Raw genomic sequence first — 12,181 nt, forward strand, 5'->3', positions numbered from 1 at the left:
GCTGTCGCCGAAACCGGGATGGAGCTAACGCCCCTCCATCTGTTCCAGCATGCGCTCCAGGGTAGCCAGTTCGTCGGCCTCGCCGGCCGGCTTGTCCCAGCGGATGCGGCTGATGCGCGGGAAGCGCATGGCGACGCCCGACTTGTGGCGGGTGGAACGCTGCAGGCCCTCGAAGGCGACCTCGAACACCAGGCCCTGGCGGACGTCGGCGCGGACGGCGCGGACTGGGCCGTAGCGGTCGACGGTGTGGTCGCGGACGTACTTGTCGATCTCCTTCAGCTCCTCGTCGGTGAAGCCGAAATAGGCCTTGCCGACCGGGGTGAGGACGCGGGAGCCGTCGACCGCCTCGGCCCAGACCCCGAACGTGTAGTCGGAATAGAAGCTGGAGCGCTTGCCGTGGCCGCGCTGGGCGTACATCAGCACCGCGTCGATCAGGAACGGGTCGCGCTTCCACTTGAACCACGGGCCTTTCGGGCGGCCGGCCTCATAGACGCTGTCCCAGCGCTTCAGCATCAGCCCCTCGGCCAGCGTGGGGTCGCCGGACGGCGGTGCGCGGCGCAGGTCGGCGAGCTCCGCCCAGGTCGCGAACGGCTGGATTGGCGAGAGGTCGATGCGGCTGGTCTTCAACGCGCCGACGAAGGTCTCCAGCCGGGCGCGGCGCTGGGCGAAGGGCAGGGCGCGGGTGTCCTCGCCGCCGTCCGACAGCAGGTCGTAGGCGCGGATCCCGGCCGGGAAGTCGGCCAGCAGGCGGTCGGTGACGCTCTTGCGGTTCAGCCGCTGCTGCAGGTCGGCGAAGCTGGCCATGCCGCCTCCCCGCAGGACCAGCAGTTCGCCGTCGAGAGCGCCCTCGAAGTCCAGCGCCTCGATCACGTCTGGAAAGGTGCGGGAGATGTCGTCGCCGGTGCGGGTGTAGAGCCGGCGCACGCCGCCCTCGCTGACCGCTTGGACGCGGATGCCGTCCCATTTCCATTCGGCGGCGTAGTCGTCCGGATCGAGCCTGGCGAAGTCGACCGCCTCGTCGAGGCCTTGCGCCAGCATCACCGGCCGGAAGCGCCCCGGGGCGTTGGCGGTCGGGCGGTCCGAGCGGCCCTCAAGCCAGGCGAACAGGTCGTCATAGGGCGGGGCGAGCGCATGCCAGACCTCCTCGACCTCCGAGACCTCGACCGGACCGAGCGCGGCGACGGCGGTCTTGGCCAGCCGGGCCGAGACGCCGATCCGCAGCCCCCCGGTCATCAGCTTGAGCAGCGCCCAGCGGCCAGTGGCGTCGAGGGCGTCGAGCCAGCCCTCGATCAGCCGCTGGACCTCGGCGCGGCTGGCCCCGCGCAGAGCGTCGACCACCTCGGACAGCTCCGGTTCGCGGTTGGCGCCCGGGCGGGCGGGCCAGACCAGGGCGACGGTCTCGGCCAGATCTCCCACATAGTCGTAAGACCAGCCGAACAGCACCGGATCCATCCGGGCCTCGACCGCCTTGCGGATGAAGGTCGGCTTGGCGGCGTCGAAGACGAGGTCGCCGGTCAGGGCCGCCAGCGCCCAGCCCCGGTCGGGGTCGGGCGCGTTGGCGAAATGGTCGCGCAGCAGGACGAGCTTGGCGTTCCGCGAAGCGGTCAGCGACAGGCGGTCGAGGAGCTCGGCGAAGGCGCGCATGCGATCAGCTTAACGCGCGACGCCGAGCTTGGCCTCAGGCGGCGGGCTTCTGTTTGCGCCGCCAGGGCCACTTCAACCGCTTGCGCAGCGCCCAGATCAGCAGGCCGCCGAGCAGCAACCAGGGCAAGGTCCAGGCGATGACGTTGATCAACAGCGCAACGGTGGCGGCGAGGATGCCCAGGAAGTCGCTCAGAGCTTTGCCGATGGGTGACCAGACGCCCTGCGGCGCCAGGACGCCGCCGGATTCGTAGCTGATCGTCACGTCCGACGTCGCCACCCGCTGGCGCATCATGGTCAGTTCCGACTGCGCGGCGTCCAGTTCGCCTTGGACCTTGGACAGTTCGCGTTCCAGCTCGACGAGGTCGGCTAGCTTCCCAGGACGCGAGGCGAGCAGCGCCTGGAGCCGGTCGCGCAGGGTGATCTTGGCGCGAAGCATGGCCTCAGTGTCGACGATCTGGCGCGAAAGGTCCTCGGACGAGACCTGGGAGCGCACCAACCTGCCGCCCGCGCCCTTGGCGTCCACGGCGAGGCCCCGGCGGAACTGGGTCAACCAGGGTGGGGCCGCGCGCAGATTGAGCTCGGCCGACAACTGGTCTTCGCCGTGTTCGTTCACGGATGAGCCGATGACTTGGCAGATCGCGGGGCCAGCCTTGGCGCAAGCCGCCTCGTGGCGGGCGAGAAGCGTGCGCACGCCCTTGGGCGAGGCTTGCAGGCCGTAGTCGTAGCTGTAGGCGAGCATGGGGGCGCCCGCCGGGACGCTGTCCGCTGGTCGTGTGGCGGCGTCAGTCGCGGCCGCGGCGGCGTCGGCGAGGGTGTTCTGCTCCTTGTAGGCCCGCTCGACGGGCCGGCCGCATCCCGCCAGCAGGATGCAAAGGGCCAGTCCAACAATCGATGATCGCATGTCCCGCTCCGCCGAAGATGACGAACTCGACGGTAACGGGTTCGTGATGCCCGGCAAGCCGCTTTCACAACCAGAGGTGCGGGGCTCGCCCGATCAGTCCTCGGTCTCGTCCTCGTAGCCGACCAGGGCCAGGGCGCGGGCTCTGATGTCGTGCAGCTGCGCCCAGCGCAGCAGGGCTTCCTCGCGGCCGTGGGTGATCCAGAGCTCGCCGGGGCGCAGTTCGTCGACGGTGGCGGTCAGCTCGTCCCAGTCCGCGTGGTCGGAGATCACCAGCGGCAGCTCGACGCCGCGCTGGCGGGCCCGGGCGCGGACCTGCATCCAGCCGGAGGCGAAGGCCGTGACCGGGTCGGGGAAACGGCGCGACCAGCGGTCGGCCAGGGCGCCGGGCGGAGCGATGATGATCTGGCCGGCGAAGTCCTGCTTCTGGTCCGAGGTCGCCGGCGCCAGCGGGCCGAGCGGTACGCCGTGCGCCTCATAGAGCGCGTTCAGCCGATCGAGCGCGCCGTGGACGTAGATCGTCCGCTCCCAGCCGGCCTCGCGCAGCAGGCGGATGATCCGCTGGGCCTTGCCGAGCGCATAGGCGCCGACCAGGTGGGCGCGCTCGGGGAACTGCTGGACCGAGCGCAGCAGCCTGGCGATCTCGTGGCCTGCGTCGGGGTGCCGGAACACCGGCAGGCCGAAGGTGGCCTCGGAGATGAAGACGTCGCAGGGGACCGGCTCGAAGGCTAAGCAGGTCGGGTCGCGGCGGCGCTTGTAGTCGCCGGAGACCACCATGGTCAGGCCCTTCCACGCGACGACGGCCTGGGCCGAGCCGAGCACATGGCCGGCCGGGACCAGGGTGACGTCCACCCCGTCGCGGCTGACGCTCTCGCCATAGGCCAGCGGCTGCACCGAGCCAGCGAAGTCCTGGCCATAGCGCTCGGCCATGATCGCCAGGGTCTGCGGGGTGGCGATCACCGTGCCGTGGCCGGCGCGGGCGTGGTCGGCGTGGCCGTGGGTGATCACCGCGCGCGCCACCGGCGCCACCGGATCGACGAAGAAGTCGCCAGGCGCGCAGTAGAGCCCCTCGGGCTTTGGGCAGAGCAGGCTTTCGGGCCGGATCATGGCTGGGAATATGGGAACGGGTTTCTCGGCGTGTCATCCCGGCTTCGGCCGCAGGACGAAGGCCGGGACCCATGAACACCTGATCATGCAGGATGTTGCGAGGGTCGCGCCCTTTCCGGCGAGCTTAGGCGGCAATGGGTCCCGGACAAGCGCTGCGCGCTTTCCGGAACGACACTTCGCAGCAAGCCGAACATTACATAGTATTCATATTATGAAATCGAGGTCATGACCAAGACTTAACGAGTATTCGGAGGTGTCATCTCGTATACCCCTCTCATCGGGACGCGGACATCGCGGACCACGCCAGACCAGAGGGACAACACCATGCGTAACACCTTCGCTTTCAACGGCTTCGCCAACCTCGTTCTCGCCGCCACTCCGCTGATGGCCGTCGCCGTCGCGATCCTCACCAAGGCCGCCGGCGTCGCCTAAGTGACCGGCCTGCAATTGACCTACCGTCACGTTGACCGATAGGCGGAGGCGCCTCAAAGACGGGGGATGAACACATACCCCGAGGCCCTTCGCGAGATTGCGCGGCACATGGTGGAAACCGTGCCGCAGGCCTCCGCCCTCGGCTTCAAGCTGCTGTCCGTCGAGCCTTCGCGAGGCTCTATTTTTACCCCCTGGCGCGAAGACCTGGTCGGCGATCCCGACACCGGCGTCATCGCAGGCGGGGTGGTCACCGCGCTTCTTGATCATGTCTGCGGCCTGGCGATCATCTCGACCGCGCGGGACGCGACGACCCCCTTCTCGACCGCCACGCTCGACTTGCGCATCGACTACATGCGCCCGGCGGCGCCGCGCGCCGACATCACCGCCAGCGCCCATTGCTACAAGCTGACCCGGACCATCGCCTTCGTGCGGGCCCACGCCTACGACGCCGACCCGCAAGACCCGATCGCCACGGCCCAGGCCGCCTTCATCCTCAAGAGGGCGCCCGCCGCATGAGCCAGTCCGCCGCCGCCCAACGCCTGGAAGAGTTCCTCGGCCGGGTGCCCTATGTCCGGTTTCTCGGTATGCGCGCCGAGCTGGCCGGGGACGAGATGACCGCTACCTTGCCGTTCGCGCCGCATCTGGTCGGCAACGTGATCATGCCGGCCCTGCACGGCGGGGTGATCGGGGCGTTCATGGAAATGACCGCGCTGGCCCAGCTGTCGGTGATCGCGCCTAGCGCCAAGGTCCACAAGACCATCGACATCACCATCGAGTACCTGCGGCCGGGCAAGGCCATGACCATGTACGCCCGGGCCGACGTGCGGAAGATCGGCCGCCAGATCGCCAACGTGCACGTCGAGGCCTGGCAGGAGGCGCGCGACAAGCCGGCCGCGGCGCTGCGCGGGCACTTCCTGCTGAGCGGGACGTAGGGACTGAGCCTACGCGTCCTTCGGCTGAGGGCTGAGCCTGGCGACCATGAAGGCCAGGACGATGCCGACGATGCCGAGCAGGGCCGAATAGAAGAAGAAGGTCATGTAGCCGGCGCCGAGCGCTTCGGGGGTGACGCCGGACTTCTGCATGGCGTTGGCGAAGGTCTGCGGCGGCAGGCCGGCGAACAGCGGCTTGAAGGCCGCGAAGATCCCGCCGGCGTCGGCGCTGGCGGCGGCGCCCTCGACGATGCGTCCGGACTGCGAGGCGACCAGCTTGCCGAGCAGGGCGTAGAGCGAGGAGAACAGCGCGTACTGGGTCGCGGTGAAGCCCTGGCCGGTCAGGCTGGACATGTAGGCGATCAGGCAGGTGCCGGCGAAGCCAGAAGCGATGTTGTCGACCCCGATGGCCACGCTGAGCGCCCAGAGCTGCGGGCCCTGAGCCGCCAGCCAGGCGAAGACCAGGTTGGACAGGGGGCCTGCGAAGGCGCCGATCACCATCGAGCGGATCAGGCCGAAGCGGGCGATGCAGAAGCCGCCGAGCCCGACCCCGAGCACTGACATGACCACGCCCAGCACCTTGCGGACCTCGGCGATCTCGATCTTCGAGTAGCCCATGTCGAGGTAGAACGGGTTCATGATGTTGAGCACGAAGTCGCTCAGCCGGTAGACGCAGATCAGCGCCAGGATCAGGCCCGCGGCCTGGCCGTAGCGGGCGAAGAAGTTGGCCAGCGGCTCGCCGAGCGCGACGCTGAGATAGCGACCCGGACGGGTCTGCAGGCCCGGCGCCGGACGGGCGGCGAAGAAGATCACCAGCGCCCCGGTCACGACGCCGACGAGCTGGGCGAAGACGCCCCAGGGCTTGGCTTCCCAGAGCGCGGTGACCTGGGCGGCGGCGGCGGACAGGCCGAGCTTCTCGAAGGCGGCGGCGAGGATGGCGGCGTTGCCGGCCAGGCCCGAACCGAGGACGATCCCGCCGAGCACGAACAGCAGCAGGCGGATCGCCCACTCGACGCCGTCGCGGGCCGGGGCGGCGGGAATGTCGCCGGTGTCGATGGCGCGGATCTCGTGCTGGGCCTCGCGCGGGGCGCCGAGCACGCCGAGTACGCCTATCAGCATCAGCAGCGCCATGATCGCGTAGGAGGTGTTCCAGCCGGCGTATTCGGACAGCGCCAGCGGCAGCACGCCGGCGACGATCATGGCGATGCGGTAGCCCCACTGGTAGGCCGCCGCCATCGCCCCCTGCTTCTCGGTGACTGCGGCCTCGATCCGCCAGGCGTCGATGACGATGTCCTGGGTGGCGGAGACGAAGCCCACCAGCACCGCGAACAGCGCCATCAGGCCGAGGCTGGAGACCGGATCGGCGCCGGCGATCGACCACAGGCCGAGCACGATCAGCCCCTGGCAGAGCAGCATCCAGGAGCGGCGATGGCCGAGCCATTTGGTGACGACCGGCACTTTGGCGCGGTCGACGAGGGGGGCCCAGAGGAACTTCAGCGAATAGGCGAGGGTGGCCAGGCCGAAGAAAGCGATGACCTCCAGCGACAGGCCCGCGTCGCGCAGCCAGGCCGACAGCGTGTCGAAGATCAGCAGGTTGGGCAGGCCCGAGGCGAAGCCGAGCGAGAGCATGACCAGCGAGCGGCGCTCGAGATAGACGGCCAGAGCCGCCAGCGTGCCGGGCTTCTTGCCGGCGGCGGCCTCGCCGGCCTCAGTCTCTGTGGTCATCTAAGGCTTCCCCGAACGACGCCGGGGCGGCCCGCGGCGTCAGCCGACCTTGGCGTGGTCCGGCTTTTGCGTCCAGTCGGCGGCGAGGGTCCAGCGGCCAAGCGCCGCGCGCAGGGCGTCGGGGGTCAGCGGCTTGACCAGGAAGTCGTCCATGCCGGCGGCGAGGCAGGCGTGGCGGTCTTCCTCGAAGGCGTTGGCGGTCAGGGCGACGACCGGCGTGCGCACGCCCATGCCGCGGACCTTGCGGGTGGCCTCCAGCCCCGACATGCCGGGCATGCGCATGTCCATCAGGATCAGGTCGTAGACCCCGACCTTGAGTGCGGCCAGCGCCTCCTCGCCGCCGCCGGCCTGGTCGACGCGGCAGCCCTCGCGGGTCAGCAGGGTGCGGGCCAGCAGGGCGTTAATGGGATTGTCCTCGACCAGCAGGATGCGGGCGCCGGGAGCGGCGGCCGGGGCGATGCGGTCGTCCTCCACCGCGCGGGCCGGATCGTCGTCGCGGCGGGCGGCGAGCACCCGCTCGGCCAGCGAGGCGCGGCGCAGCGGCTTGATCAGGTAGCCGGCGAAACCGGCGGCGCGATGCTCGGCGATACGGCCGCGCTCGTCCGGGGTGAGCATGACCAGCAGCGAGCGCTTGGCGGGCGGGCGCTCGGGGGCCAGGGCGCGGTCGATCAGCACGACGTCGGCCGGACGGCTGGCGGCCAGGGCGGCCGGCAGGTCGGCGGCGACCAGGGCCTTGCCGCCGGACGCCTCGATCTGGCGGCGGGCGGCCTCGGCGACGATCGGGTTGGCGCTGACGATGGCGACGGTGCGGCGGGCCAGCGGGCGTTCGGCCCGGGCCGGGCGGCGGGGCAGCGGGGCCTCGAACCAGAAGGCCGCCCCGCCGAGCGAGGCGGTCTCGACCCCGACCGCGCCGTCCATGGCGCCGGCCAGCTTGCGGGCGATGGCCAGGCCCAGGCCCGCGCCGCCGAGTTGGACGTCGCGCAGCGGGTCGGCTTGTTCGAAGGCCTCGAAGATGGTCTCGCGGGCGGCCTGGCTTACCCCGGGACCAGAGTCCTCGACCGTGAAGCGCAGGCCGGCGGGAGTTTCGGCGACGCTCAGCAGCACGCCGCCCTGGCTGGTGAACTTGACCGCGTTGCCGGCGAAGTTGAGCAGAATCTGACGCAGACGGCCTTCGTCGGCGTAGACGACGCCGATGCCGGGCGGCGCGGCCCAGGCGATCTCCAGGCCCTTTTCCTGGGCCCGCGGGGAGAGCAGTTCGCAGACCGAGCGCAGCAGGCTCTCGACGTCGAAGTCGGCGGGATGCAGTTCGATCTTGTCGGCGCCCAGGCGGGCGAAGTCGAGCACGTCGTTGACCAGGCCCAGCAGGTGTTCGCCGGACTCGCGCAGGGCCGAGACATAGGCGCGCTGTTCGTCGGTCAAGGTAGTGCCCGCCAGCAGCCGGGCCATCCCGAGTACGCCGTTCAGCGGCGTGCGGAACTCATGGCTGAGCGAGGCGAGTTGCTCGGCGCTGACGCGGGCGTCACGGGTGCGATCGTAGGTCATCGACCCTAGGTTTACCGCGCGCGGCTTAACGGGCGGTCAAGCGCCCTTAGAGTGCGGCCATTTCCTGGGCCAGGGTCACCAGGGCGGCGCGGGCCGAGGCCTGCGGGATGGACGCGAAGGCCTCCAGCAAATCGACCCCGCCGGTCAGGGCCAGGGCCGAGATCACCTCGTCGGCGGCGTCGGCCAGGCCGCCCTCCTCGCCGACCAGCCAGCCGACGCTGGTGTCGAGCGCTGCGGCGATGGCCACCAGCATCGAGCCGGAGACGCGATTGGCCCCGCGCTCGTACTTCTGGATCTGCTGGAAAGAGACGCCGACCCGTTCGGAGAGCACTCCCTGGCTGATGCCGAGGGACTTGCGGCGCAGGCGCATTCGGGCGCCGATGCCGATATCAACAGGGTCTGGACCGATGGCGTCGTCGAGGGGCATTTTGTCCTCCCCACTGCTTGGGATATTCTATCGCGGCGTTAAGCCTGCCGCAGCATAACAAGTAGACGGCCGGTAACGCGAGTCGCTAACGTATTCGTCCTATGCGCGCACCGTCTGAGACCATCGCGGACCCAGTCGAGCTTCTCACGCCGAGAGAGCGCGATTGCCTGCGCCTCGTCGACCGCCACCTCAGCTCCAAGCAGATCGCCCGCGAGCTGGGCATGTCGAAGGCTTCGGTCGACACCTATTGCGATCGGGCGCGCCGCAAGCTGGGCGTCGCCGACCGCTATGCGGCCGCGCGGGCCTTGGCCGATCACGAAATCGCTGTCCCGATCGGATCGGGACACGACGCGATCAGGACAGACGCCGCCGCCGTCTCGTGGGCTGATGAAGCCCAGCAAGGAGGCGAGGCCGATGGGCGACTGGTTGCGAGAACTGGCGGACGCCAGGGGTACGGTGGTGAACCCGCACCCGACCCGCGAGACGATGAACCGCCGGGCGGCGGTGGGCCGCGCGGCGCGGGTGCGCGAGGAAGCAGCCGCGTTCGAGCGCCGCTGGCCGGCGCCGCCGAGCCACGAGGACAGCGTCCCGAGCTTTACCTGGAGCCAGCTGGAGCGCCAGCTCGCCGACTTGGCGGATTCGCCGATGAAGGCGGCCATGGCCCGCGACCTGATTTCCGGTTTGCGGAAGATGTCGCAGTTCAAGCCGCCGGAAATGGTGCTGCGGGAGATCCTCTGCACCAGCTGGGCGCTGCTGGACGAGGACTTCCAGCCGGATATGGCCTCGGAGTATCCGCCCGAAGCCTAGGTCCGCTCGCGCGGCTGGGGCTCGTGGGGCTGATCGCGATCGTCGCGGCCCTGGCTTTCGGGGCCCTGCTCGCGGGCCTCCATGCGCTCCAGAACCTGATTTAATCCTATTTCCAAACAGGGCCTTAGCCCTGTTCCCCGAAAACTCAACACGCACAGAAGGCGCCGGCGTTCGGCCGCGCGCCAGGAGACCTCTCATGCTCAAGCAACGTCGTATGATCGCCGATCAAGTCGCGGCGAGTTTGTTCGAAGCCGAAGCCGCCATCGACGCCGCCCTGGCGAAGACGGCCGGTTTGGCGGGTGTGATGCCGGGCCTGCGGGCCGATGCGGGCCTGTCGGCCCTGGTCGGCCAGGGCGCCGTGGAACGCGCCAGCGAGGCGATCGCCCTGCTGGCCCAGGCGCGCCGCGCCATCTGCGAGACCCACAAGGAGCTGGACGTCGCCAAGACCCAGATCGGCCTGGGCGCAGTGATGTACGGCGGCATGGAGAAGCCTCCGGAGGCCTCGGCCCGGGCGCGCCACCTCCTGCAGGTCGCTCCGGCCGCCTGACACCCAATCCGGGGCGCTGCGAAGTTGCACTTTGCGGCGTAAGCCTCAGTATCGGGGCCCTCATCCTGGAGGGCCCCTTTTTTCGTGCTCAGTTCCCCGCCCGAACAGATTTGGGCCGTCGCCATGCTGGCGGTCTCGACCTACGCCTGGTGGCGCGGCGGCTGGGTCGAGCGGGTGGTGGCGGTGGCCAACGTGCTGGCCTGGGTCGCCACCGCAGCCTTGCAGAACCGCACCAACTGGGTCGATCCGCAATGGAGCGTGTTCGCGGTCGACGTCCTGTTCCTGGGCGTCCTGCTGGGGCTGGTGGTGCGCTCGGATCGCACCTGGATCCTGCCGGCGGCGGCGTTCCAGCTGCTGCTGGTGATCACCCATGCGGCGATCATCGTCGACGGCGGCGTGCGGGCGCGGGCCTACATCACCGCCCTGATCCTCTGGAGTTACCTGGTGCTGATCGCCCTGGCGCTGGGCGCGCACCTGCGCTGGCGGCTCAGCGCGCGATCAGCACGCTGACCGGCGACTCGCGGACCAGGCGCTCGGCGTTGGAGCCGAGCAGCCGGGAGACGGCGTTGGGCTGGTGGGCGCCGACGATGATCAGGCCGGCCTCGATCGCGCGGGCCTCGGCGCGCACGGCGCAGCTCTCGCTCGGTGTTGGTCGGGTCCTCGATGTCGACGGTGATCAGGATATGCGAGTAGTCGGGCATCGCCTCCCCCCTTGCTGCGGAGCTAAGACGTGTGAAGCGCGGTTCGGGTTGCATCGAGGGAGCGTCCGGCGGCGCGGCGATAGACCAGGGCCTCGGCGACGTGGGCTCGGCGCACCGGGCCGCCACCCTCGAGGTCAGCGATGGTGCGGGCCAGGCGTAGCGTGCGGGTCCAGCCGCGGGCGGTGAGGCCGCCGGCCTCGGCGGCGCTCGCCAGCAGGGCGCGGGCGGCGGGATCGAGGTCGGCGATCTTCTCCAGGAAATCGCCCTCGGCGCGGGCGTTGAGGGGCGGGCCTGCGGTCCCAGCGCGGTCGGCCTGTAGGGCGCGGGCCTCGGCGACGCGGGCGGCGGCCTCGCGGGTGCCCTCGGCCGGCGGCGGCAGGGCGAGGTCGGCGGCGGTGACTGGCGGCACGTCGACCTGCAGGTCGATGCGGTCCATGAACGGGCCGGAGACCTTCATCTGGTAGTCGGTCTGGCAGCGGGGCGCGCGCCCGCATGCCCCGCGTCCGGCCCCGCCCAGCCCGCACTTGCAGGGGTTCTGGGCGGCGACCAGCTGGAAGCGGGCCGGGTAGCGGACATGAGCATTGGCGCGGGCGACCACCACCTCGCCGGTCTCCAGCGGCTGGCGCAGGCTGTCGAGCGCCTGTGCCGAGAACTCGGCCATTATGCAGCAAACACACCTAGCTCCACCGTGACTACGGCATTGTTCTCGTTATGTTTTTCTCATGACAAACGAGATCATCCCCTTCGACGCCGATCAGCCGAACGTCCTGCACGCCCTCACCAGAAAGCGGGCTGAGGTCGCCGGCCAGATCGAGCACAATCAACTCGAACTTCGGCGCCTGATCGCCGAACTCGACCACATCGACGCGACCATCCGCATCTTCAATCCGACGATCGACATCGGCGCCATCCGCTCGAAGCCGGTCCCGCCGCGCCATGCGGCCTTCAAGGGCGAGGTGACGCGGATCGTCTTCCAGACTCTCCGAGACGCGCATCAGCCCGTCACGTCCCGCGACATCGCCATGCGGCTCATGTCCGAGCGGGGCCTGAACCCCGATGATCGAGAACTGGCCCTGATCATGGTCAAGCGCGTCTGCGCTTGCCTGCGAGTGCAGAAGCAGAAGGGGCTCGTCCGGAACGTCCCTTCGGTCGGGAATCTTCAGGGCTGGGAGGTTGCGCGATGAACTCTCCCAGGCGCACTCCGCTCCGCTTCACCCGAGGCGGCCGAGCCTACGTCATCGCGCCCGCCTATGCGGCGAACGATGCCGGCTACATCGGCATCTGCGACGGCCGGATTGTCGCTTCAGCAGTCGAGCCGGCGGAAGTCGCGCGGAACCTAATCACGCAACGGCTGCTTGATCCGATTGATCGCGCCGAATGAGGCGTGACACTGAGCGGTCACGCCCCAGGTCTCGTTAACGA

Annotated in this window: 14 protein-coding genes and 1 pseudogene; 7 read left to right on the plus strand and 8 right to left on the minus strand. The window is 69.8% G+C overall.

The features are described 5' to 3' along the window. Positions 1 to 24 precede the first annotated feature (24 nt). The 3 genes from O4N75_RS00985 to O4N75_RS00995 all read right to left on the minus strand — a co-directional run bounded on the left by O4N75_RS00985 (position 25) and on the right by O4N75_RS00995 (position 3,649). Positions 25 to 1,644, minus strand: a complete 1,620-nt coding sequence (locus O4N75_RS00985; RefSeq protein ID WP_269627548.1) for a cisplatin damage response ATP-dependent DNA ligase — start codon at positions 1,642 to 1,644, stop codon at positions 25 to 27. A 34-nt stretch (positions 1,645 to 1,678) separates the two neighbouring features. Further along, positions 1,679 to 2,545 (minus strand): DUF4349 domain-containing protein, encoded by an 867-nt coding sequence (locus O4N75_RS00990; RefSeq protein ID WP_269627549.1) that lies wholly within the window; start codon positions 2,543 to 2,545, stop codon positions 1,679 to 1,681. A gap of 93 nt (positions 2,546 to 2,638) precedes the next feature. Beyond that, positions 2,639 to 3,649, minus strand: a complete 1,011-nt coding sequence (locus O4N75_RS00995; RefSeq protein WP_269627550.1) for a ligase-associated DNA damage response exonuclease — start codon at positions 3,647 to 3,649, stop codon at positions 2,639 to 2,641. A 498-nt stretch (positions 3,650 to 4,147) separates the two neighbouring features. Between O4N75_RS00995 and O4N75_RS01000 the strand changes: the two genes are divergently transcribed. After that, the gene (locus O4N75_RS01000; RefSeq protein WP_269627551.1) at positions 4,148 to 4,597 is read left to right on the plus strand and encodes a PaaI family thioesterase; all 450 of its coding nucleotides are present in this window, start codon (positions 4,148 to 4,150) and stop codon (positions 4,595 to 4,597) included. Then, complete coding sequence (locus tag O4N75_RS01005; RefSeq protein ID WP_269627552.1) at positions 4,594 to 5,013, plus strand: PaaI family thioesterase; 420 nt, start codon at positions 4,594 to 4,596, stop codon at positions 5,011 to 5,013. The genes O4N75_RS01000 and O4N75_RS01005 overlap by 4 nt, the downstream gene beginning before the upstream one ends. 9 nt (positions 5,014 to 5,022) lie before the next feature. On the opposite strand, the gene O4N75_RS01010 is transcribed toward O4N75_RS01005, so the two are convergent. Genes O4N75_RS01010 through O4N75_RS01020 form a run of 3 tightly spaced genes read right to left on the minus strand, consistent with a single transcriptional unit; the run spans position 5,023 to position 8,704 of the window. Beyond that, positions 5,023 to 6,735 (minus strand): MFS transporter, encoded by a 1,713-nt coding sequence (locus O4N75_RS01010; protein WP_269627553.1) that lies wholly within the window; start codon positions 6,733 to 6,735, stop codon positions 5,023 to 5,025. Positions 6,736 to 6,774: 39 nt separating this feature from the next. Continuing rightward, on the minus strand, positions 6,775 to 8,277 hold the full coding sequence (locus O4N75_RS01015; protein WP_269627554.1) for a response regulator: 1,503 nt from the start codon (positions 8,275 to 8,277) through the stop codon (positions 6,775 to 6,777). A gap of 46 nt (positions 8,278 to 8,323) precedes the next feature. Continuing rightward, positions 8,324 to 8,704 (minus strand): helix-turn-helix domain-containing protein, encoded by a 381-nt coding sequence (locus O4N75_RS01020; RefSeq protein WP_267232142.1) that lies wholly within the window; start codon positions 8,702 to 8,704, stop codon positions 8,324 to 8,326. Between the two features lie 414 nt (positions 8,705 to 9,118). Here O4N75_RS01020 and O4N75_RS01025 point away from each other — a divergent pair, with 414 nt between their 5' ends. From O4N75_RS01025 to O4N75_RS01035, 3 genes are all read left to right on the plus strand, one after another. Beyond that, positions 9,119 to 9,511 carry a hypothetical protein gene (locus tag O4N75_RS01025; RefSeq protein WP_269627555.1) on the plus strand — a complete coding sequence of 131 codons (393 nt, stop codon included), beginning with the start codon at positions 9,119 to 9,121 and terminating at the stop codon, positions 9,509 to 9,511. A gap of 196 nt (positions 9,512 to 9,707) precedes the next feature. Beyond that, positions 9,708 to 10,058: a hypothetical protein gene (locus O4N75_RS01030; protein ID WP_267232140.1), complete on the plus strand. Its 351-nt coding sequence runs from the start codon at positions 9,708 to 9,710 to the stop codon at positions 10,056 to 10,058. An 84-nt stretch (positions 10,059 to 10,142) separates the two neighbouring features. Then, positions 10,143 to 10,568 (plus strand): hypothetical protein, encoded by a 426-nt coding sequence (locus O4N75_RS01035; protein ID WP_269627556.1) that lies wholly within the window; start codon positions 10,143 to 10,145, stop codon positions 10,566 to 10,568. Here the strand turns inward: O4N75_RS01035 and O4N75_RS01040 are convergent. Further along, on the minus strand, positions 10,546 to 10,686 hold the full coding sequence (locus O4N75_RS01040) for a universal stress protein (protein WP_269627557.1): 141 nt from the start codon (positions 10,684 to 10,686) through the stop codon (positions 10,546 to 10,548). The genes O4N75_RS01035 and O4N75_RS01040 overlap by 23 nt on opposite strands. A gap of 95 nt (positions 10,687 to 10,781) precedes the next feature. Further along, positions 10,782 to 11,414, minus strand: a pseudogene (locus O4N75_RS01045) (ATP-binding protein); the annotation flags it as partial. Between the two features lie 67 nt (positions 11,415 to 11,481). On the opposite strand from O4N75_RS01045, the gene O4N75_RS01050 reads away from it, so the two are divergent. Continuing rightward, positions 11,482 to 11,943, plus strand: a complete 462-nt coding sequence (locus O4N75_RS01050; RefSeq protein ID WP_269627558.1) for a hypothetical protein — start codon at positions 11,482 to 11,484, stop codon at positions 11,941 to 11,943. Beyond that, a complete protein-coding gene (locus tag O4N75_RS01055) occupies positions 11,940 to 12,140 on the plus strand; it encodes a hypothetical protein (RefSeq protein ID WP_269627559.1) in 201 nt (66 codons plus the stop codon). Before O4N75_RS01050 ends, O4N75_RS01055 begins: the two co-directional genes overlap by 4 nt. The last annotated feature ends 41 nt before the right edge of the window (positions 12,141 to 12,181 follow it).

Source organism: Phenylobacterium sp. NIBR 498073, from assembly GCF_027286305.1.
Lineage (GTDB): Bacteria > Pseudomonadota > Alphaproteobacteria > Caulobacterales > Caulobacteraceae > Phenylobacterium.